Genomic DNA, 21,037 nt, shown 5'->3' on the forward strand with positions numbered 1-21,037 from the left:
CAGCCGGAGCGTGCCAGCGCGCTGGTAGCGTCGTGGTAATGGCGGACCGTGCCCCTGAGCCCCTGCCCGCACTCGCCTCGCTGGACCCCGCCGGGTCCTTCGTCGCCCGGCACATCGGCCCACGGCCCGACGAGACCGAGGCGATGCTGGCCGCCGTCGGCCATTCCTCGCTGCAGTCGCTGGTCGACGCGTGCGTCCCCGAGGGGGTCCGCGACCGGGGGCCGCTGGACCTGTCGCCCGCTGCCGACGAGGCCACGGTGCTGCGCCTGCTGCGCGAACGCGCCGACGCCAACGACGTCTACACCTCGATGATCGGCCTCGGCTACTCCGGCACGGTCACCCCGGCGGTCATCCAGCGGGCCATCCTGGAGAACCCCGCCTGGTACACCGCCTACACGCCCTACCAGCCGGAGATCAGCCAGGGCCGGCTCGAGGCGCTGATCAACTTCCAGACGATGGTCGCCGACCTCACCGGCCTGGCCGTGGCCGGCGCCTCGATGCTCGACGAGGCGACCGCCGCCGCCGAGGCGATGACCCTGGTCCGCCGCGCCGGCCGGGCCAAGGCGGACGCGGTCTTCGTCGTCGACGAGGACACCCTCCCGCAGACCCTCGCCGTCCTGCGTACCCGCGCCGAGCCGCTGGGTATCGGCCTGCACGTCGCCGACCTCTCCGCCGGATGGCCGGCCGACCTGCCCGAGGCCGGGGCGTTCGGCGTCCTGTTGTCCTACCCGGGGGCCAGCGGGGCCGTCCGCGACCACCGCGCGCTGGTCACCGCCGCGCACGAGGCCGGCGCGGCGGTCGTCGTCGCCGCCGACCTGCTCGCCCTCACGCTGCTCGAGGCGCCGGGGGAGTGGGGCGCCGACGTCGCCTGCGGCAGCTCCCAGCGCTTCGGCGTCCCCATGGGGTACGGGGGTCCGCACGCCGGCTACCTGTCGGTGCGCGAGGGCCTGGCCCGGCAGCTGCCCGGCCGGCTGGTCGGCGTCTCCGTCGACGCCGACGGCGACGTCGCCTACCGGCTGGCGCTGCAGACGCGCGAGCAGCACATCCGCCGGGAGAAGGCGACCAGCAACATCTGCACCGCGCAGGTGCTGCTCGCGGTCATGGCCGGCGCCTACGCCGTCCACCACGGCGCGGAGGGGCTGACCGCGATCGCCGCCCGCGTGCACCGCAGCGCGCAGACCCTCGCCGGCTGGCTGCGCGCCGGGGGAGTGGGCGTCGTCCACGAGCGGTTCTTCGACACCGTCCAGGCCACCGTGCCCGGCCGAGCCGCCGGGGTGGTCGCCGCCGCGGCGGCCCGGCGGGTCAACCTGCGCCTGGTGGACGACGACACCGTCGGGATCGCCTGCGACGAGACGACGACGGTCGACACGCTGCGCGCCGTGGCCGAGGCGTTCGGCGTCCCCGCCGACGATGCCGCGCTGACCGACGGCGGCGCTGACGCGCTGCCGGCCGAGCTGCGCCGCCGCACCCCGTTCCTCACCCACCCGGTGTTCTCCGCGCACCGCTCGGAGACCGAGCTGATGCGCTACCTGCGCTCGCTGGCGGACAAGGATCTCGCGCTGGACCGCACGATGATCCCCCTCGGGTCCTGCACGATGAAGCTGAACTCGGCAGTGGAGATGGCCGCCATCACCTGGCCGGAGTTCGCCCAGCTGCACCCGTTCGCCCCGGCCGAGCAGGCCCGCGGCTACCGGCAGCTGATCGACGAGCTGTGCACCGCGCTGGCCGAGATCACCGGCTACGCCGCGGTGAGCGTGCAGCCCAACGCCGGCTCCCAGGGCGAGTTCGCCGGGCTGCTGGCCATCCGGAGGTACCACCACTCCCGCGGCGAAGCGCACCGCGACGTCTGCCTCATCCCGTCCTCGGCGCACGGCACCAACGCCGCCAGCGCCGTCATGGCCGGCATGCGGGTCGTCGTCGTGGCCTGCGACGAGGCGGGCAACGTCGACGTCGGCGACCTGCGGCAGAAGGTCGCATCGCACGCCGACCGGCTGGCCGCGATCATGCTCACCTACCCGTCGACGCACGGCGTGTTCGAGGCCGAGGTGCAGGAGATCTGCGCCGCGGTGCACGACGCCGGCGGGCAGGTCTACGTCGACGGCGCCAACCTCAACGCGATGGTCGGGTTGGCCCGGCCCGGCCGGTTCGGCTCGGACGTCAGCCACCTGAACCTGCACAAGACCTTCTGCATCCCGCACGGCGGCGGCGGTCCCGGCGTCGGGCCGATCGGCGTCCGCGAGCACCTGGTGCCGTTCCTCCCCGGCCACCCGGTCGTCGACACCGGCGCGCAGGGCCCGGCGGTGTCGGCCGCGCCGTGGGGGTCGGCCGGCATCCTGCCGATCTCCTGGGCCTACCTGCGGCTGATGGGGCCCGACGGGCTGCTGCAGGCCACCGAGCACGCCATCCTGGCGGCCAACTACGTGGCCGCCCGGCTGCGCGAGCACTACCCCGTCCTCTACACGGGCGCGGACGGGCTGGTCGCGCACGAGTGCATCCTCGACATCCGGCCGCTGACCAGGGCCACCGGCGTCACCAACGACGACATCGCCAAGCGCCTGATCGACTTCGGCTTCCACGCCCCGACGATGAGCTTCCCGGTCGCCGGCACGCTGATGGTCGAGCCCACCGAGAGCGAGGACAAGGGCGAGCTGGACCGCTTCGTCGACGCGATGGTCGCCATCCGGGGCGAGATCGCGAAGGTCGCCACCGGCGAGTACGACCGGACCGACAACCCGTTGCGCAACGCCCCGCACACCCTCGCCATGGTGGCGGGGGAGTGGGGCCGGCCGTATCCGCGCGAGGCGGCCGTGTATCCGGTGCCGGGGTTGCGCGGCCGCGGCTACCTGAGCCCGGTGCGGCGGATCGACCAGGCCTACGGCGACCGCAACCTGGTCTGCTCGTGCCCGTCGCCCGAGGCGTTCGCCGAGCCCGAGACCGCCCCGGGGCCGGCCGCCCGCGTCCCGGACCGTGCCGAGGGCGCCCCGGACGACCTGGGGACGACGGCCGACGCCGTCCCCACCGACGCCGTCCCCACCGACGCCGTCCCCACCGGCGCTCGGGCCTGACCGCCGCTCCCGGCTGCGGCGCCGGCCGTGGGCGGCGTCGAAGCCGCCGCCTGGCTCCATGGCGCCGTCATCCCCAATAGATGCACCACTTCCGCGTCCTCGGGGCCCCAGGACCAAGCGCTGAATCGATCATGGGGTTGTTGCCGGCGACACGCGAGGACACACCGCCGCGGCCAGCGACAATCCCATGATCGACTCGGGGAGCCGAACGGCGTCGAGTGTTCCGGGCGGTCGGTGGACGGTTCGTGCGTACGGGTACCGCGATGCAGCGCGCTCTCCATGGGGGTACGCACGTCAAGTCTGCAGTACCGTTATCCCTAACTATAAACCGCTAACTAGAGATCCCCCACGCCACCACCGATAGAAACCCACAACATGGAGCACGCCAACCGATCCAGCCCGGAGCAATCGTCAAGACCTGTGGATGAAGATTTTTTAGGCGGCCTCGGACTGGGACTGGTCGTCGGGTCGTTCGACGAGCTTGCCGCGATCGAAGACGGCCGACTCGCGGTAGCCGTCGGCGAGGGCGACCAGTTCCTTGCGTCCGTCGGCGCGCACGCCGATGAGCACGAGCAGGCACAGCTTGTGCTCTTCGAGGCGAACGTTGACGTGGATGCCGTCGGCCCACAGGTAGACGTAGTCGGCGCCGGACAGATCGCGGGCGGCGAAGGCGCGCTGCTCGGCCTGCCAGGTCTCGGTCAGCTTCGTGATCACCGACGCCGACAGCCCCGCCGAGCTGCCGAGGAACTGACCCAGCGCCGGCACGAAGTCCCCGGAGGACAGCCCGTGTAGGTACAGCAGCGGCAACACCTCGGTGATCTTCGGGGTCTTGCGGCACCAGGGCGGCAGGATCGCCGAGGAGAACCGAGCCCGCTCACCGGTGGCGGGGTCGACCCGGCGGTCGTTGACCCGCGGAACGGTCACCTGGACTGCGCCGGCGGAGGTGGTCACTTCCCGCGGCTGGTGGTAGCCGTTGCGCACCACCAGCCGCCGGCCGGACTCATCCCGGCAGTCGGTGAAGCGAGCGATGTACTCGTCGACCTCGGCCTGCAGCGCCTCGGCCAGCATCCGCCGGGCGCCCTCCCGCACGATCTCGTCGATCAACGCCGACGAGCCACCAGCCGCGACGCGCTCCTCACCGCCGTCGCTGTCCTCCGGAACTACGCTGAGCATGGGTCGTACCTTCCCGACCGGCGTTGCCGCGCCGGCCTTTGCTTGAGGGACCTGTCCAGGATGTTCGGGAGGGTACGACCCCTCCACGATCTTGCTCATCCACAGGTTTCAAGCATTGCTCCCAGCCCGCCGCGGTCTCAGATCTTGCGCAGGAGCACCCGGCGGACCTCGTGGTCGGCGGCCTTCTGCAGCACCAGCCGGGCGCGCGAGCGGGTCGGCACGATGTTGTCGCGCAGGTTCGGGCCGTTGACGGCGGCCCAGATGCCGAGCGCGGTCTCCCGCGCCTGCTCGTCGGTCAGGCCGGCGAAGCGGTGGAAGTAGGCGCTGGTGTCGGCGAACGCCGTCCGCCGCAACGCGAGGAAGCGCTCGACGTACCACCGCCGGATGTCGGACTCCGCGGCGTCGACGTAGACGGAGAAGTCGAAGAAGTCGGAGAGGAACACCTCGGGGGCGCTGCCGTCGGCCCGCCGGCCGGCCTGGAGCACGTTGAGCCCCTCGAGCACCAAGATGTCGGGCCGGTCGACCACCTGCCGGGCGCCGGGGACGACGTCGTAGGACTGGTGGTCGTACAGCCGGGCGCTGACCTTGCCGCGGCCGGACTTGACGTCGGCCAGGAAACGCAGCAGCGCCCGCCGGTCGTAGCTCTCGGGGAAGCCCTTGCGGCCGAGCAGCCCGCGCGCCTCCAGCTCGGCGTTGGGCAGCAGGAACCCGTCGGTGGTGACCAGGTCGACCCGCGGGGAGCCGGGGCCTGCAGCCAGGAGCGTCTGCAGCAGCCGGGAGGTGGTGCTCTTGCCGACGGCGACGCTGCCGGCCACCGCGATGACGTAGGGCACCTTGGCCGTGGAGTCGCCCAGGAACTCGCTCCGCGCCGCCCACAGCCGCCGGCTGGCCTCGACGTGCAGCCGCAGCAGCCCGGCCAGCGGCAGGTACACCGTGGCCACCTCGTCGAGGTCGATCCGGTCACCCAGGCTGGCCAGCGACTCCAGCTCCACCTGGTCGAGGGGCAGCGTGGTGCCCGACGCGAGGGCCCGCCACGAGGTTCGGTCGAAGACCGCGTAGGGCGACACCTGGGGTCGTGCCGCGGTCGTCACGGTGCCCATCCCAGTGCCGTCACGGTGTCCATGGTGCCGTCCGGCCCGCGGCTCTCACCCGCCCGGGTGGCCTCCGGCTGCTCCGGCGGCCGGGGGCGGACGCCGTCCGGGGGCCGGTCTAGGGTGCCGGTGTGTCCCAGCCTCCCGGGCTGCTCGAGCGCATCGAGCGGTACTTCGCCGCGGCACCGCTGCCGGACGCGCGCATCGAGGCCGTCGGCGCGCTCGACGTGGCGGTCGGCAGCCCCACGTGGCCGTACCCGGCGCGACCGCGACCGGGGGAGACGGTGACCGCCGACGACGTCCGGGCCGTCGTGGCGCTCCAGCAGGCGGCCGGCCTGCCGGTCGCGGTGGAATGGGTGTGCGAGTGCTCGCCCTCGACGGAGGCCGCCGTCCGGGCGGCCGGGCTGGCCGTGGAGTCCTCGCCGCTGCTGGTCGCCGCGGACCCGGTCGACCTGCTGCTGCCGTACGGGGTACGGCTGTACCTGGTCGGCGCCGACGACCCCGAGCTGCCCAGCTACGAGTGGCTGGTGTCGATCGCCTTCGCCCACCCGGGGCCGCGGCCGGAGGCCGACGATGCCACGGTCGGCGCGGCGCCGGGCTCGCCCCGCACCGCGGTGCTGCGCGAGCGGATCGCGACCGGCCGCACGGTGATGATGGTCGCGGTGGAGGACGGCGAACCGGTCGCGGTCGGCACGCACCACCCGGTGGAGGTCGACGGCACGGAGATCAGCGAGATCGCCGGCGTCGCGACGCTGCCCCGGCTGCGGGGACGTGGGCTCGGGGCCGGCCTCGCCTCGGCGCTCAGCGCACACGCCCGGGAGACGGCCGAGCTGGTGTTCCTGGTGGCAGGCGACGACGACGTCGCGCGCGTCTACGAGCGGACCGGCTTCGCCCGCCTGGCGACCGTCGGCGTCGCCGACCTCCCCGACGCCGACGTCTGATCCACGGAGGTCACCGGAATCGCCGCTGCGGCCGCGTCCAGGGCCGCCTTCGCCGCGTCCCAACCCACCGACGACGGCACCTCGCTGAGCAGCACGACGACCCGGGAACCGACGACGCCCACCGAGTGCAGGTGCCGCTGGCCATCGACGCAGCACATCCAGCCCTGCTTCACCGCGGGCTGTCCGGGCACGGTGCCGAACACGCCGAACTGCTGGTCGAAGCCGTCGGCGGCGATCGGGGTGGCGGCGCGCATCCAGCCCAGCAGGGCGGCGGCGTCGTCCGGGTGGGCGACGACCGGCAGCCGGGTGAGGAACCACGCCAGGTCGCGGGCGGTCGTCGTCGTCTCGCCCCACTGCCCCCACTCCCGGGGCGGAGCGGTGCCGGGCAGGTCGTAGCGGGCGGCCACGTTCCGGACCGCCTGCGGCCCGTCGAAGCGCACCCACAGGTCCGAGGCCGCGGGGTCGTCGGAGCGCCGGATCATGGCCTCGAGCTGTGCCCGGTCGTGGGGCGTCAGGGTGACGGCGCCGGTGCGGGCGCGGTGCAGGATGTCCTCGGCGAGAAAGAGCTTCACCATCGAGGCCGTCGGGAACGGCCGCCCGGCCAGCTCGTTGCCCGCCCTCTGGGCCAGGACCCGCGCACTGCGCGCCTCCGCGGCGCGGATGGAGAGATCCTCGAGGCGCTGCTGCTGGCGGGCGACCACCACCGCGAGCGTGCCCACCTGCCCGTAGGCCGCCGTCACCGCGGGGACGACGTCAGTGGGTGGAACGGCGCGCGCCGCTGCCCGCCGGGGTGTCGACACCTCGGCGAGCAGCAGGACGAGCAGCACCACGGTCGGCAGCAGGCCCAGACGGGCTCCCCACGGCCGGGGTCGGTGCGACGGGCCAATCGGCATACCGACGTGGTGCCCACCTCGGAGATCGATTCTTCCAAAGCTCAATCATTGACGCGTGTCGGCTGCCCTCTGCTCGCGGCCCGTCGCGCTGCGCCGATCAGTCCTGCTCGTAGGTCCCGACGAGGACCGCCCGGGCCAGGGTGTGGCCGAAGAGGTTGAAGCCGAGGAAGGCCGGGGTGCTGTCCGGAGTCACCTCCAGCCGCTCGACGTCGACGGCGTGCACGGTGACGAAGTAGCGGTGCGGACCGTGGCCGGCGGGGGGAGCCGCGCCGACGTAGCCGGCGAAGCCGGCGTCGTTGCGCAGCTGGACCGCACCCTCGGGCAGCCCGGCTCCGTCCCGGTCGCCGGCGCCGCTCGGCAGCTCGGTGACCGAGGCGGGGATGTTGGCCACCGCCCAGTGCCAGAAGCCGCTGTGGGTGGGCGCGTCGGGGTCGTACACGGTGACGGCGAAGCTTCGGGTGCCCTCCGGGAAGCCAGACCAGGACAGCTGCGGGGAGCGGTCCTCCCCGCCGGCGCCCATGACCCCGCTGACCTGAGGGGTCGACAGCGGCCGGCCGTCGGTGGCATCGGTGCTCGACAGCTGGAAGCTCGGCACCTGCGGCAGGAAGTCGTACGGGCTCGGCGGCGTCGGTCGGTCGGGCATGGGGCTGCTCTCCTCGGACTCGGGTGGACGGTGGGGACATGCCGACCCTAAGAGGACCCCCTGCCCCCCGCCGCTCGCAGGCTCACGGCGGGACCCTGCAGGGGGCCGCCCGTCCTGCCCGCCCTTCGCAGGCCCCGGACGGGGCCGCGCGCCGGTGAACAGGGTGTTTCCCGGCCCGGCGGGTGTGGCCGCACGCCGGTAGCGTCGGGTCGTGCTCGGTCTTCCCGGCAGCGTCCGCGCCTGCCTGTTCGATCTCGACGGCGTCCTGACCCGGACGGCGACGGTCCACTTCGCCGCGTGGAAGCGCACGTTCGACGAGTTCCTGCGCCGCAGCGACCCGGCTGCGCCGGAGTTCACGCAGGAGGACTACAACCGTCACGTCGACGGCAAGCCCCGCCTGGACGGGGTGCGGGACTTCCTGACCAGCCGCGGCGTCACGTTGCCGGAGGGGACGCCGGACGACCCGCCGGACGCGTCCACCGTGCACGGCGTGGGTCGGCGCAAGAACGACCTGGTGCACGCCGAGCTCGCCGAGCACGGCGTCGAGGTCTACCCCGGGTCGGTCCGCTACCTGCGTGCCGCGAAGGAGGCCGGCCTGGCCACCGCGGTGGTCACCGCGTCGCGCAACGGGCGGCAGGTGATCGAGGCCGGCGGGTTCGCCGAGCTCGTCGACGTCCGGGTGGACGGCGAGGTCGCGGCGGCGCAGGGGTTGCGGGGGAAGCCCGCCCCCGACACGTTCCTCGCCGGGGCCCGCGCGCTCGGAGTGGACCCGGCCGCGGCGGTGGTCTTCGAGGACGCCCTGGCCGGGGTGGCCGCCGGGCGGGCGGGGGAGTTCGGCTACGTCGTCGGCGTCGATCGGGTCGGGCAGGCCGACGCGCTCGCGGCGTCCGGCGCGGACGTCGTCGTCCAGGACCTGGCGGAGCTGCTCGGGGACACGACATGACCGAGGGGCGGCCGCACTTTCCGATCGAGCCGTGGGCGCTGACCGAGACCGGGCTGGACCACGCCTCCCTCGCCGTCCACGAGTCGGTGTTCGCGCTGTCCAACGGGCACATCGGCATGCGCGGCTCGTTCGAGGAGGGTGAGCCGATCGTCGTTCCGGGCACCTACCTCAACGGCTTCTTCGAGGAGCGGCCGCTGCCCTACGCCGAGGCCGGGTACGGCTTTCCCGAGCAGGGGCAGACCGTGGTCAACGTGACCGACGGCAAGCTGATCCGGCTGTTGGTCGGCGACACCCCGCTCGACCTGGACTACGGCGAAATCGTCGAGCACCGGCGCACCCTGGACCTGCGCCGCGGTGTGCTGTGCCGCACCACCGAGTGGCGCTCGCCGAACGGGCGCACGGTCACGGTCACCAGCACCCGGCTGGTCTCGCTGCGCCGCCGCTCGATCGCCGCGATCGAGTACACGGTCGAGTGCACCGACGGGCAGGGGGACCTCTACGTGGCCCTGCAGTCGGACCTGCTGGCCAACGAGCCGGTCGACCCCGGCTCGGAGGCCGACGACCCGCGCGCGGCCGCGGCGCTGGCCCGCCCGCTGGTCAACGAGTCGGCCGTGGCCCGCGGGTACCGGGCGGTGCTGGTGCACCGCACCAAGCGCAGCCGGCTGCGGATGGCGGCCGGGATGGACCACCTGGTCGAGGTCCCGGACACCTCCACGGAGGACATCGAGGCCACCGACGACCTCGCCCGCTTCACCCTCGCCGCCCGGCTGCCACAGGGCTCGTCGGTGAGGCTGGTCAAGTTCCTCTCCTACGGCTGGTCGTCGCGGCGGTCGGCGGCGGCGCTGCGCGACCAGGTGGAGGGCGCTCTGGCGACGGCCAAGCTGGCCGGGTTCGAGCAACTGCTGCGCGAGCAGCGGGAGGTGCTCGACACGCACTGGCAGCACGCCGACGTCGAGATCGAGGGCGACGAGGAACTCCAGCAGGCGGTGCGGGTGGGCGTCTTCCACCTGCTGCAGGCCGGCCTGCGCGCCGAGCGCCAGCCGATCCCGGCCAAGGGGCTGACCGGTCCCGGCTACGACGGGCACACCTTCTGGGACACCGAGACCTACGTGCTCCCGGTGCTCACCTACATCGCTCCCGATGCCGCCCGCGACGTGCTGCGCTGGCGGCACTCGACCCTGGACATGGCCCGCGAGCGGGCCCGGGAGCTGGGCCTGCGGGGTGCGGCGTTCCCCTGGCGCACCATCCGAGGGGAGGAGACGTCCGGCTACTGGCCGGCGGGGACGGCGGCCTTCCACGTCAACGCCGACATCGCCGACGCCGTCGTCCGGTATCGGAACGCCACCCTGGACGAGGAGTTCGACCGGGACCACGGCGCGGCGCTGCTCGTGGAGACCGCCCGGCTGTGGGCGTCGCTCGGCCACTTCGACGACGAGCACGGCTTCCGCATCGACGGCGTGACCGGGCCCGACGAGTACACCGCCGTGGTGGACAACAACGTCTACACGAACCTGATGGCCCAGCGGAACCTGCGCGAGGCCGTCGCCGCGGTGGAACGCCAGCCCGACGTCGCCGGCCGCCTGGACGTGACCGAGGACGAGACCGCGTGCTGGGAGCGTGCGGCCGCGCTGATGGCGGTTCCCTACGACACCCGGCACGGCGTGCACATGCAGTCCGACGCCTTCACCCACCACGAGGAGTGGGACTTCGAGAACACCCCGCCGGCCTGCTACCCGCTGCTGCTGCACTACCCGTACTTCGACATCTACCGCAAGCAGGTCGTCAAGCAGGCCGACCTGGTGATGGCCCTGCACCTGCGCGGTGATGCCTTCACCCTCGAGGAGAAGATCGCCGACTTTGCGTACTACGAGGCTCGGACGGTGCGCGACTCCTCCCTGTCGGCCACCCAGCAGGCGGTGGTCGCGGCCGAGACCGGGCACCTGGCGCTGGCCTACGACTACTGGGGCGAGGCCACCCTCACCGACCTGCAGAACCTGCACGGCAACTCCGGGCACGGGCTGCACATCGCGTCGCTGGCCGGCGGCTGGACGGTCGCCGTCGCCGGATTCGGCGGGATGCGCGACCACGGCGGACGGCTGCAGTTCGCTCCGCGGTTGCCCGAGCAGATCACCCGCCTGCGCTTCCGCCTGAACTACCAGGGTCGCTGTCTGCTGGTGACCGTGACACCGACGCGGGCCACCTACCGGCTCGCCGAGGGCGAGCCCCTCGACGTCCACCACCACGGCCGGCGGCTCACCGTCACCGCGGAGGAGGTGGGCGCCGACATCCCGGCCGCGCCGCAGGTGGCGCCGGTGCGCCAGCCGCACGGCGCCGCCCCCCGGCGGCGCGGCCGCCGCTGAGGCGGCGGGGGCTCAGGCCGGCCAGCGCGCGCCCAGCAGCCACCAGCCGCCGAGCAGCAGCGCGCCGACGTCGACCAGCAGGAAGACCCCGACCCACAGCACCGCGGGCACGTGCGTCAGCCGGGCCAGCTGGTCGGCGTCGGACTCCGGCGCGGCCCGCCGGCGCCGCGACCGCTGCAGCTCGAGCACCGTCTTGGGCGCGGCCAGGAGGAGGAACCAGGTACCGGCGGCGGCGAAGGCGGCCTGAGCGGACGGCGGCAACCACCCGGTCACGGTCAGGACGACGGCGCCGGTCGCCAGCACCGCCCACAGGCCGTACCAGTTGCGGATCTGCACCAGCAGCAGCGCCAGCAGGGCCAGCAGCGCCCAGAGCAGCCCGACCGCGTGGCCGGCGGCCAGCAGCGCCGCCGCGCCGAGCCCGAACAGCGCCGGCCCGGTGTAGCCGGCGGCACAGGTGAGCACCATCCCCAGCCCGGTCGGCCGCCCCGCGGACACGGTGAGGCCAGATGTGTCGGAGTGCAGTCGGATGCCCGCCAGCCGGCGGCCGGCGGCCAGCGCGACCAGCCCGTGCGCACCCTCGTGGGCGATCGTCACGACGGTGCGCGCCGGTCGCCACAGGGCAGGGGCGAGAACGACGACGGTGGCCGCGGCCAGGGCGCCCAGCAGGACCGCGGTCGGCAGCTCGGGGAGGGGAGTGGTGACGCGGGCCCAGAGCTGCTCGACGACGTCCACGGCGGGGAGTCAACCGCATGTAGCTGGGAGCGTCCGGGAGGCCACGGGGGTCACGGACGGCGGCCCGGACGCCGATGTCGCAACGGGTCGGCGACGTCAGACGTTTGTCCGTTATCCCTAACTTAATAAACAATATACTAGCGACAAACAAATCCCACTACACAAGAACCGCACAGAACAACCAGAACGACGACGACCCGGACAGGCATGGGCCCGCGAGGTCCGGGCCGTGGACGTGCCGTCTCGCTGCCGGTCTTCGTGCTGACCGGGCTCCACCTGGCCTTGGCCGCCGGCGTCGCCCCAGCGGGGGACTGGTTCCGGCGTCCGCGGATCTGTCACCGACTGAGGCGGTCAGCGGCACCGTCTTCGTGGCCCTCGGCGTCCGGGTGGCCGGCTCCAGCCGCTGGAGGGATTCAACCCGTTTTTGTCGTCAGGTTGACGGCGTTGCCGTCCGGGTCCTGCACGTGCGCGACCCGCTGGCCCCAGGGCATGTCGTCGGCGGGCGCGGATGCCCGGCCGCCGAGGGCCTCGACCTGCGCCAGGACGGCGTCGACGTCCGCGACCTCGCGACTGAGCAGCACCCGGCCAGGGGGAGCGGGCTCGACCGATTCGTCGGAGACGATCCCGAGCTCGGAGTCGCCGACCCGCAGGCCCAGGTAGAACGTCGTGCCTGGTCGGGCGCCCGGCTGATCTCCGTGGCACCGGTGAGGCCCGTGTAGAAGCGAGCCAGGCGATCGAGGTCGGAGGTCACGATGATCGGGATGACGCTGCTCGGCACGGGTCCTCCTCCTGCAGGTGGGCGTCGACGGGCAGACCGCCCGAGGATGGCGAACTCATCGGTCGCCGGCGCGCTAGCCGACCAGCACGTAGGCAGGTCGGCGGCTTGACGACGTTCCTGCGGGAACGCGCATGGGTCCCCAGAGCCCCGCGGAGCAGGTCATCCGGCTGTGAAGGATCAAGATGACGATGATGTGCAGCAAGCTCGGATCTCGCGCGGCGCCGCGGATCACGCGGTGCCCGACGGGCTCGCGCAGGAGCTGCCCACGACTTCGAGGCGGTACCGGTCACTGTCGAGGACGGCCTCGCGGCTGGCGCGTTGCCGCGTCACCACGCCGGTCCGTTCGACCGCATGCTCATCGCGCAGGCCGCGCGCCGCAGGTTGGTCGTCGTCACGGCCGATTCGCGGACTACGACATCCCGACGTTCGCGTAGCCGGGGAGCGGGTTCGCCGCGTTCTGGATACCGGGACGCCGGCCGAGTTGACATAATGTCCATTATCGGCGTCGACCCCGTGCGTCCGAGAGCCGACCCGTGGAGACCTCGACGCCCCGTTCCGCAGCGTTCGACCTGGCGACCGGCGGCGACGCATTCGCCGCCGGGTCGTCGCGACGTCGACGCATGCTGCCTGTCACGCCGGCTTTCCCGTCACGCCGCCGGATCGCTCGATCTCGATCGCCGGCGGCCCCAACCTGGCGACCATGATCATTCGCCGCGTCCAGCGCATCATCCCGTCCGGCCCATCGTGATCATCTCCGCCCGGTCACGACCCGCTGGACGTCGACCGCCCGGCACCCGGCACCCAGGGGCACCCCTCTTCCCGGTACATCCTCCGCGACCCTCACTTGCGTCACTGTGACGAAACAACGGGGATGTCCGCGCCAATCGGCGACCAAATCGCCGATCGCCGGTCAGCTGCCGACGTAGGCCGCCAGGTGCTCGCCGGTGAGGGTGGAGCGGGCAGCGACGAGGTCGGCGGGTGTGCCCTCGAAGACGATCCGGCCGCCGTCATGGCCTGCGCCGGGGCCGAGGTCGACGATCCAGTCGGCGTGCGCCATGACCGCCTGGTGGTGCTCGATGACGATGACCGACCTGCCGGAGTCGACGAGCCGGTCGAGCAGGCCGAGCAGCTGCTCGACGTCGGCGAGGTGCAGACCGGTGGTGGGCTCGTCGAGGACGTAGACGGCGCCCTTCTCCGCCATCTGGGTGGCCAGCTTGAGCCGCTGCCGCTCGCCGCCGGACAGCGTGGTGAGCGGCTGACCGAGGCCGAGGTAGCCCAGCCCGACGTCGGCGATCCGGTCGAGGACCTTGTGGGCGGCCGGCGTGCGCGCCTCGCCGTCGTCGAAGAAGCCCTCGGCCTCGGTCACCGACATCGCGAGTACCTCGGCGATGTTCCGACCGCCCAGCGTGTACTCCAGCACCGACGCCTGGAACCGCTTGCCCTCGCACTCCTCACACGTGGACTCGACGGTGGCCATGATGCCCAGGTCGGTGTAGACGACCCCGGCGCCGTTGCAGGTGGGGCAGGCGCCCTCGGAGTTGGCGCTGAACAGCGCCGGCTTCACGCCGTTGGCCTTCGCGAACGCCTTGCGGATCGGGTCGAGCAGCCCGGTGTACGTCGCCGGGTTGCTGCGTCGCGAGCCGCGGATCGCGCCCTGGTCGATCACCACCACGCCGTCACGGCCGGCGACCGAGCCGTGGATCAGCGAGCTCTTGCCGGAGCCGGCGACGCCGGTGACCACGCAGAGCACGCCCAGCGGGATGTCGACGTCCACGCCTCGCAGGTTGTGGGTGCGGGCGCCGCGGACCTCCAGCACTCCCGCCGGCGTCCGCGCCGACGGCTTCAGGGTCGCCCGATCGTCCAGGTGTCGCCCGGTCAGCGTGCCACTGCTCCGGAGCTCCTCGACGGTGCCCTCGAACACCACCTCGCCACCGGCGGCACCTGCGCCGGGGCCGAGGTCGATGACGTGGTCGGCGATCGCGATCGTCTCGGGCTTGTGCTCCACGACGAGCACGGTGTTGCCCTTGTCCCGCAGCTGGAGCAGCAGATCGTTCATCCGCTCGATGTCATGAGGGTGCAGGCCGATGGTGGGCTCGTCGAAGACGTAGGTGACGTCGGTGAGCGACGAGCCGAGGTGGCGGATCATCTTGGTGCGCTGCGCCTCTCCCCCGGACAGGGTGCCGGACGGCCGGTCGAGCGAGAGATAGCCCAGCCCGATGTCCGTGAACGAGTCGAGGAGGTGCTGCAGCCCGGTGAGCAGCGGCGCCACCGATGGTTCGTGCACTCCCCGCACCCACTCGGCCAGGTCGCTGATCTGCATCGCGCAGACGTCGGCGATGTTCTTCCCCCGGATCTTCGACGATCGCGCTTCCTCCGCCAGTCGGGTGCCGTCGCAGTCAGGGCAGGTCGTGAAGGTGACCGCGCGCTCGACGAACCGGCGGACGTGGGGCTGCAACCCATCCACGTCCTTGGAGAGGATCGACTTCTCGATCTTCGGGATCAACCCCTCGTAGGTGAGGTTGATGCCCTCGACCTTGATCTTCACCGGTTCTGCGTAGAGGAGCTGGTGCATCTCCTTCTTGCTGAACGCGCTGATCGGTTTGTCCATGGGTAGTCCGGCACCGCTGAAGATCCGGCCGTACCAGCCGTCCATGCTGTAGCCGGGAACTGTCAGCGCGCCCTCGTCGAGCGACTTGGTGTCGTCGTAGAGCGCCGACAGGTCGAAGTCCTGGACCGTGCCGCGTCCCTCGCAGCGCGGGCACATGCCACCGAGCCGGTTGAAGGTCGCCTTCTCCGCCTTGGTCTTCCCGCCGCGCTTGATGGTGATCGCACCGCTGGCCCGCACCGAGGGGACGTTGAACGAGTACGCGTTGGGCGAGCCGATGTGCGGCTTCCCGAGCCTGCTGAAGAGGATGCGCAGCATCGCGTTGGCGTCGGTGGCGGTGCCGACCGTCGAACGGGGGTTGGCACCCATCCGCTCCTGGTCCACGATGATCGCCGTCGTCAGGCCGTCGAGGACGTCGACCTCGGGCCGCGCCAGCGTCGGCATGAAGCCCTGCACGAAGGCGCTGTAGGTCTCGTTGATCAGCCGCTGCGACTCCGCGGCGATCGTGCCGAACACCAGCGAGCTCTTGCCCGAGCCGGAGACGCCGGTGAACACCGTCAGCCGACGCTTCGGGATCTCGACGCTGACGTCCTTGAGGTTGTTCTCGCGCGCACCCTGCACGCGGATCAGATCGTGGCTGTCGGCGACGTGCAGCGCAGGCGACTGCGTGTCCGACCTCGTGGCCATGCTCATCGTGTCTCCATCTGTGCGGCGGGGCCGCCTTCGTGGTCTCCGTCAGCGTCGCCTGGCTCGAGCCGACCGGCCTGGAGCAGTACGTCTGGGGCTCCTTCGTCGGCCCGGTCGCGGCACCGGCCGTTGTCTACCTGGCTCGCGGCCACTCCTCCCCCGACCCGCTTCCCGCCCATCTGCCGATACGTCACGGTGACGTATCGGCAGATGCCCCCCGGGCCCCGAGACGACCCAGGAGTCCGAGCCGTCGCAGGGCAGCGGCAACGGCAACGGCATCGTGGACGCCGGCTGACGCGACCGGGTGCGGTCAGCCGGCCGCGCGCTCGGCGACCCAGAGCTTGTCCAGCCGGCCGGTCGACCGCACCAGATCGTGGAGGGAGCGTTCCAACTCGGCCTTCGTGTGCCGTTCGGCGAGCAACGTCTGCACGTCCTCGATGGCGCAGCGCAGCTGGTACAGCCGGTCCTGCAGGCCGTCGAGCTCGGCTCGGGTCACCAGGACGACGTCGCCGGAGAGGCCGGCCCTCGCCGTCGCCGAGCGCTGCTCGTAGGCCCGTTGCCGGCATGCCTGGCCGCAGTACTGGCGCGGCCGCCCGACCGACCCCTGCTGGGGCAGCACCCGGCAGCACCAGCCGCACCGGCGCTCGCTGCCGCTCCCCCGGCGGGAGCTGGGCAGCCCGGTCCCCGCCGTTGCCTCCTCGTCGACCGTTCGGATCGTGTCTCGCTCTGCCACGCTGGGCACCGTAGACGCCGGTACCGACAGGACCCGGGGACACGCCCGGCCCACCCCGCACACCCGACCCGCCGGGGCCGCCCGGCCGTGTCCCCGGGTGGGCGAGCGGGACGGACGAGCCCGCTGCGGCAGGAGGCACGATGCCCTGACCGGCGAGGCGACGAGCGGCGTTAGCGTGTCGGCGTGGTTCCGGCCCGCTATGCCTTCCTCGACGGGCCGACCCCCATCGCGATGGCCCACCGGGGCGGGGCCATCGAGCACCTGGAGAACTCCATGCCGGCCTTCGCGGCCTGCGTGGTCATGGGCTACCGGTACCTGGAGACCGACGTCCGAGTGACGGCCGACGGCGTGCCGGTCGTCTTCCACGACGCGACCCTCGACCGCGTCACCGACCGGACCGGCCGGGTCGACCAGCTGCCGTGGTCGGAGCTGGCCACGGCCCGCATCGGCGGGCGGGAGCCGATCCTGCGGCTGGAGGAACTGCTCGGCGCCTGGCCCGACGTCCGGTTCAACCTCGACATCAAGGCCCCCGGCGTGCTGGCGCCCCTGGCGCGGACCGTCCGCCGGCTCGGGGCGGCCGACCGCATCTGCCTGGGCTCGTTCTCCGACGCCCGCATCGCTGCCGCACGCCGGGTCTTCGGGCCTTCGGTGTGCACCTCGCTCGGCCCACGCGGGGTCGCCGCGCTGCGGCTGTCCTCCTACTCGCCCCGGGCGGCCGGGCTGGTGCGCATCCCGGCCGGCTGCGCGCAGGTGCCCCTGCAGCTGGGCGGCCGGGCGCTGGTCGACGAGCGGTTCATCGCCGCGGCGCGCGCCCGCGGGCTCCAGGTGCACGTGTGGACGGTGAACACCGAGGCCGAGACCACGGCGATGCTCGACCTCGGCGTGGACGGCGTGATGACCGACCGGCCCGCGATGTTGCGCGACATCCTTGAGCGGCGCGGCCAGTGGATCCCGCGGTGACCGGGATCGGGGCCGTGGTCACGCATGGACCAGAGCACCCCGTGACCGTGCCCCGCTGGACGGTCACCCCTGCGGCTGACACCCTGCGGCCGTGACGACCGCCGCCACCACCGGGTCGACCAGTCCCCCCGCCGACCGCGCGCTGCGCCGTGAGCGCCTCGGCTGGTACTCCTACGACTGGGCGATGTCGGTGTTCAACACCAGCGTCACCACGGTCTTCCTCGGGCCTTACCTCACGTCGGTCGCCGAGGAGGCGGCCGGCCCCGACGGTCGGCTGGGCTTCCTCGGCCTCGCCATCCCGCCGGGCAGCTGGTTCTCCTACGTGCTGTCGGCCTCGGTGCTGCTGCAGGTCCTCGTCCTGCCGCTGACCGGGGCCGTGGCCGACCGCACGGGGCGCAAGCGCGAGATGCTCGCCGGGTTCGCCGCCCTCGGAGCGCTGGCGACCACCGGTCTGTACTTCGTCGCAGACGGCCGGTACCTGCTGGGTGCCGCCCTGTTCGTCGTCGCCAACATCAGCTTCGGCGCCGCGACCGTCGTCTACTACTCGTGGCTGCCGGACTTGGCCGGCCCCGACGAGCGGGACATCGTCTCCAGCCGGGGCTGGGCGTTCGGCTACGTCGGCGGGGCGCTGCTGCTGGCCGTGCACCTCGGGCTGGTGCTGGGGGCGCCGTCCCTCGGCCTGACCACCGGCGAGGCCGTGCGGATCTGCCTGGCCACCGCGGGCCTGTGGTGGGGCGCCTTCACCGTCTTCACCGTCTCCCGGCTGCGGAACCGGCCGGTGCGCGAGGGCGCCGCCCGGCCCCGCAGCGGCTTCCGCCAGCTGGCGGCGACGCTGCGGGAGATGCGGGCCTTCCCGCTGACACTGTGGTTCCTCGGCGCGTACCTGCTGTACAACGACGGCGTCCAGACGGTGATCTCGTTGTCGGCGGTCTACGCCACCGAGGAGCTCGGGCTGGCGCAGGACGTGCTGACCGGCGCGATCCTCATGGTGCAGGTCGTGGCCGTCGCCGGCGCGCTCGGCCTCGGCCGGCTGGCCGCCCGCTACGGCGCCAAACGCACGGTGCTGGGGGCGCTGCTGGCCTGGATCGCCGTCCTGGTGGCCGCCTTCTCCCTGCAGGAGGGTGCGGTCGCGCAGTTCTACGCGCTGGCCGCGGTCATCGGGTTGGTGCAGGGCGGTACGCAAGCCCTGTCCCGGTCGCTGTTCAGCCAGCTCATCCCGGCCGGCAAGGAGGCCGAGTACTACGGGTTCTACGAGATCAGCGACCGCGGCACCAGCTGGCTGGGGCCGTTGGCGTTCGGGCTGACCTACCAACTGACCGGCTCCTACCGGCTGGCGATCGTGAGCCTCGTCGTCTTCTTCGTGGCCGGCTTCGTCGCGCTGGCCGCGCTGCCCATCCGACGGGCGGTCGTCGCGGCGGGCAACACTCCGCCGGAGCGCCTCTGAAACCCCGGACAGAGCCGCGGCTGTCCGCCGTCCCGGCGCACCGGCGCTGCCCCCACGGTCCGATGGACGGCGGGAGGTCCACCCTGACCCGCGGTGAGGTCAGCGGCGGCTGAGCACGAGGAAGCGCTCGTCCTCGACGGTGCGGCCCCACAGCGCCGGATCGGTCAGGTGCACCGCCTGCGCCTCCTCCCGGCAGGTGCGCACCAGGTCGACGACGTCCGCGGCGTGCAACCCGCCGCCGGTGGCCCAGCGGCCCTCGACCAGCACCATGCGCCCGCCGGGGGCCAGCAGACCGACCCAGCGCTCGACCGCCGCGGCGGGGTCCGGGAGGGTCCACAGCACGTGCCGGCACAGCACGACGTCGACGGAGCCGGGCGGCACCGCCGGGGCGCTCGCGTCGCCGACCCGGAACCGCGCGGCCACGCCCGCCGCCGCGGCCTTCCCCCGCGCTCGCTCCACCATCGCGGGCGCGAAGTCGACGCCGTGGACGTCGTGGCCCGACCCGGCCAGCAGGACGGCGAGGCTCCCGGTGCCGCAGCCCAGGGCGAGGACGCGCGCCGGCGGGGACGGCAGCAGCGGAGTCAGCAGCTCGCGCCACGCCGCCCGCACCGACGGGTCGGTGAGCCCGTGGCCCGGTTCGGCGCCGAAGATCTGCGCCCGAGCGTCCCAGTCGGCCGGCGTCGTCACGGCCGCCAGAGTGCCCCGGGCCGCCTCGTCGCTCCCCCGTCGGGGGGTGCCCACCGGCCGCCATACCACCCCATGCGATGATGTGGGACCGATTCCGCGGAATCTCTCCGCGAACTCTGTCGTTGGTTCTTTCGATCCCGCCGTGCAGTGGGTACCCCCTGCTGCGACGGTGAGGGCCGGACCGACACCACCAGCACGAGAGGACGGTGTGCCATGGGCGAGCGTTCCCTGCGGGGCAGCCGACTGGGCAGCGTGAGCTACGAGACCGAGCGGAACACCGCGCCGATCGAGCGGCAGTACGCGGAGTACCGGTGCCCGTCGGGCCACCTGTTCACCGTGCCCTTCGCGGACGACGCGGAGCTTCCCGACACGTGGGAGTGCAAGTTCGACGGGGCGGCCGGGAAACTGGTCGGAGGCGCCGAGCCCGCTCCCAAGAAGGTGAAGCCGCCGCGGACCCACTGGGACATGCTGCTGGAGCGCCGTTCGGTGGAGGACCTCGAGGAGGTCCTGGCCGAGCGCCTCGAGGTGCTTCGCGGCCGGCGGACCCGCGCCAGCTGAGCAACCCCGCACGACAGCGCCGAACGGCTCCGGTGGGACCCTCCCACCGGGGCCGTTCCGCGTCACCCGACGGCTCGTCCCGCGTTGATCATGGGGTCGTTGTCGGCGACACGCGCCGACACGCCGACCAGCCCTGCCGGAAGCCCATGATCAACTCCGGGAGTCCGGTGTCGGTTCCTCCCGTACGACCTCGCCCTCGATGACCAGCGGCCGGCCGGCCGAGTGCCCGGACGCCGGGCCGGAGGGGCCGGCACCGTACGACCCCGCCCCGAACGGCCCGCCCGCGTACGGCGCTCCTTCCGCCCGGGCGCTGCGCACACGTACCGGGCCGCGCAGCTCGACCGGCAGTCGCGAGGTCACCAAGCGTCCCAGCAGGCCACGCACCAGGAACCGGGTCGGCGGCAGGAGGCACAGCAGGCCGACGACGTCCCCCAGGAAGCCCGGCAGCACCATGAGCAGGCCGCCGGCGGCGATCAGCCCGGCGTCGCCCAGCGCCCGTCCGGACGGCCGCCGCTCCCGCGCGCGGTTGTGCAGCTCGACCAGCGCGCGGGTGCCCTGCCGGGCGAGCAGCACCCAGCCCAGGGCGCTCGTGGCCAAGGTGGCCAGCAGCGTCCACCCCACGCCGATCCAGCCGGCGACCAGGACGAAGACGACGACCTCGGCCAGGGCCAGCAGCCCGGCCAGCACGCGCACGCGGTGTCCCACGGCTCTCCTCCCGCCCGGACGCGCCGGCGGCCCCGGGGT

16 protein-coding genes and 2 pseudogenes are annotated in these 21,037 nt (G+C 73.0%); 8 read left to right on the top strand and 10 right to left on the bottom strand.

The window, feature by feature from the left end:
* Positions 1-38 precede the first annotated feature (38 nt).
* Complete coding sequence (gene gcvP, locus E4P41_RS07305; RefSeq protein ID WP_135140244.1) at positions 39-3,065, top strand: aminomethyl-transferring glycine dehydrogenase; 3,027 nt, start codon at positions 39-41, stop codon at positions 3,063-3,065.
* A 501-nt stretch (positions 3,066-3,566) separates the two neighbouring features.
* Here the strand turns inward: gcvP and E4P41_RS07310 are convergent.
* Together E4P41_RS07310 and coaA are read right to left on the bottom strand one after the other, a co-directional pair.
* Positions 3,567-4,238: pseudogene (locus E4P41_RS07310) on the bottom strand (transposase); the annotation flags it as partial.
* Between the two features lie 137 nt (positions 4,239-4,375).
* Positions 4,376-5,338 carry a type I pantothenate kinase gene (coaA, locus tag E4P41_RS07315; RefSeq protein ID WP_135140245.1) on the bottom strand — a complete coding sequence of 321 codons (963 nt, stop codon included), beginning with the start codon at positions 5,336-5,338 and terminating at the stop codon, positions 4,376-4,378.
* Between the two features lie 122 nt (positions 5,339-5,460).
* Between coaA and E4P41_RS07320 the strand changes: the two genes are divergently transcribed.
* Positions 5,461-6,270, top strand: a complete 810-nt coding sequence (locus E4P41_RS07320) for a GNAT family N-acetyltransferase (RefSeq protein WP_135140246.1) — start codon at positions 5,461-5,463, stop codon at positions 6,268-6,270.
* Here E4P41_RS07320 and E4P41_RS07325 read toward each other — a convergent pair.
* Both E4P41_RS07325 and E4P41_RS07330 read right to left on the bottom strand, forming a co-directional pair.
* The gene (locus E4P41_RS07325; RefSeq protein ID WP_209307580.1) at positions 6,201-7,100 is read right to left on the bottom strand and encodes a serine hydrolase; all 900 of its coding nucleotides are present in this window, start codon (positions 7,098-7,100) and stop codon (positions 6,201-6,203) included. The genes E4P41_RS07320 and E4P41_RS07325 overlap by 70 nt on opposite strands.
* 160 nt (positions 7,101-7,260) lie before the next feature.
* On the bottom strand, positions 7,261-7,806 hold the full coding sequence (locus E4P41_RS07330; RefSeq protein WP_135140247.1) for a YbhB/YbcL family Raf kinase inhibitor-like protein: 546 nt from the start codon (positions 7,804-7,806) through the stop codon (positions 7,261-7,263).
* A gap of 211 nt (positions 7,807-8,017) precedes the next feature.
* Here E4P41_RS07330 and E4P41_RS07335 point away from each other — a divergent pair, with 211 nt between their 5' ends.
* On the top strand, positions 8,018-8,749 hold the full coding sequence (locus E4P41_RS07335) for a beta-phosphoglucomutase family hydrolase (RefSeq protein ID WP_135140248.1): 732 nt from the start codon (positions 8,018-8,020) through the stop codon (positions 8,747-8,749).
* Positions 8,746-11,109, top strand: coding sequence for a glycosyl hydrolase family 65 protein (locus tag E4P41_RS07340; protein WP_135140249.1), 2,364 nt, complete (start codon positions 8,746-8,748; stop codon positions 11,107-11,109). The genes E4P41_RS07335 and E4P41_RS07340 overlap by 4 nt, the downstream gene beginning before the upstream one ends.
* Before the next feature lie 12 nt (positions 11,110-11,121).
* Here E4P41_RS07340 and E4P41_RS07345 read toward each other — a convergent pair whose 3' ends face one another.
* Both E4P41_RS07345 and E4P41_RS23080 read right to left on the bottom strand, forming a co-directional pair.
* Positions 11,122-11,841 carry a M50 family metallopeptidase gene (locus E4P41_RS07345; protein ID WP_135140250.1) on the bottom strand — a complete coding sequence of 240 codons (720 nt, stop codon included), beginning with the start codon at positions 11,839-11,841 and terminating at the stop codon, positions 11,122-11,124.
* A 413-nt stretch (positions 11,842-12,254) separates the two neighbouring features.
* On the bottom strand, positions 12,255-12,497 hold the full coding sequence (locus tag E4P41_RS23080) for a VOC family protein (RefSeq protein WP_348536467.1): 243 nt from the start codon (positions 12,495-12,497) through the stop codon (positions 12,255-12,257).
* A 401-nt stretch (positions 12,498-12,898) separates the two neighbouring features.
* Between E4P41_RS23080 and E4P41_RS23775 the strand changes: the two are divergent.
* Positions 12,899-13,477 (top strand): annotated as a pseudogene (locus tag E4P41_RS23775) (hypothetical protein); the annotation flags it as partial.
* 52 nt (positions 13,478-13,529) lie between these two features.
* On the opposite strand, the gene E4P41_RS07360 reads toward E4P41_RS23775, so the two are convergent.
* Positions 13,530-15,917 (bottom strand): excinuclease ABC subunit UvrA, encoded by a 2,388-nt coding sequence (locus tag E4P41_RS07360; protein ID WP_209307581.1) that lies wholly within the window; start codon positions 15,915-15,917, stop codon positions 13,530-13,532.
* A 304-nt stretch (positions 15,918-16,221) separates the two neighbouring features.
* On the bottom strand, positions 16,222-16,644 hold the full coding sequence (locus E4P41_RS07365; protein ID WP_245177164.1) for a hypothetical protein: 423 nt from the start codon (positions 16,642-16,644) through the stop codon (positions 16,222-16,224).
* A 183-nt stretch (positions 16,645-16,827) separates the two neighbouring features.
* Here E4P41_RS07365 and E4P41_RS07370 point away from each other — a divergent pair, with 183 nt between their 5' ends.
* Entirely contained in the window at positions 16,828-17,604 is a 777-nt protein-coding gene (locus tag E4P41_RS07370; protein WP_135140251.1) for a glycerophosphodiester phosphodiesterase, read from the top strand.
* A gap of 91 nt (positions 17,605-17,695) precedes the next feature.
* Positions 17,696-19,048: an MFS transporter gene (locus tag E4P41_RS07375; RefSeq protein WP_135140252.1), complete on the top strand. Its 1,353-nt coding sequence runs from the start codon at positions 17,696-17,698 to the stop codon at positions 19,046-19,048.
* Positions 19,049-19,147: 99 nt separating this feature from the next.
* Here E4P41_RS07375 and E4P41_RS07380 read toward each other — a convergent pair whose 3' ends face one another.
* Positions 19,148-19,735 (bottom strand): class I SAM-dependent methyltransferase, encoded by a 588-nt coding sequence (locus E4P41_RS07380; RefSeq protein WP_135140253.1) that lies wholly within the window; start codon positions 19,733-19,735, stop codon positions 19,148-19,150.
* Between the two features lie 213 nt (positions 19,736-19,948).
* Here E4P41_RS07380 and E4P41_RS07385 point away from each other — a divergent pair, with 213 nt between their 5' ends.
* Positions 19,949-20,293, top strand: a complete 345-nt coding sequence (locus E4P41_RS07385; RefSeq protein ID WP_135140254.1) for an RNA polymerase-binding protein RbpA — start codon at positions 19,949-19,951, stop codon at positions 20,291-20,293.
* A 150-nt stretch (positions 20,294-20,443) separates the two neighbouring features.
* Here the strand turns inward: E4P41_RS07385 and E4P41_RS07390 are convergent, their stop codons facing one another.
* A complete protein-coding gene (locus E4P41_RS07390) occupies positions 20,444-20,998 on the bottom strand; it encodes an FxsA family protein (protein WP_135140255.1) in 555 nt (184 codons plus the stop codon).
* Positions 20,999-21,037 lie beyond the last annotated feature (39 nt).

It is taken from the genome of Geodermatophilus sp. DF01-2 (assembly GCF_004571065.1).
Lineage (GTDB): Bacteria > Actinomycetota > Actinomycetes > Mycobacteriales > Geodermatophilaceae > Geodermatophilus.

What these genes read in the sequence shown, in the direction of transcription:
- E4P41_RS07340 (WP_135140249.1), top strand. Translation starts at nt 8,746, where the DNA reads ATGACCGAGGGGCGGCCGCACTTTCCGATCGAGCCGTGGGCGCTGACC.
- E4P41_RS07385 (WP_135140254.1), top strand. Translation starts at nt 19,949, where the DNA reads ATGGGCGAGCGTTCCCTGCGGGGCAGCCGACTGGGCAGCGTGAGCTAC.
- E4P41_RS07330 (WP_135140247.1), bottom strand. Translation starts at nt 7,806, where the DNA reads ATGCCCGACCGACCGACGCCGCCGAGCCCGTACGACTTCCTGCCGCAG.
- gcvP (WP_135140244.1), top strand. Translation starts at nt 39, where the DNA reads ATGGCGGACCGTGCCCCTGAGCCCCTGCCCGCACTCGCCTCGCTGGAC.
- E4P41_RS07360 (WP_209307581.1), bottom strand. Translation starts at nt 15,917, where the DNA reads ATGAGCATGGCCACGAGGTCGGACACGCAGTCGCCTGCGCTGCACGTC.
- coaA (WP_135140245.1), bottom strand. Translation starts at nt 5,338, where the DNA reads ATGGGCACCGTGACGACCGCGGCACGACCCCAGGTGTCGCCCTACGCG.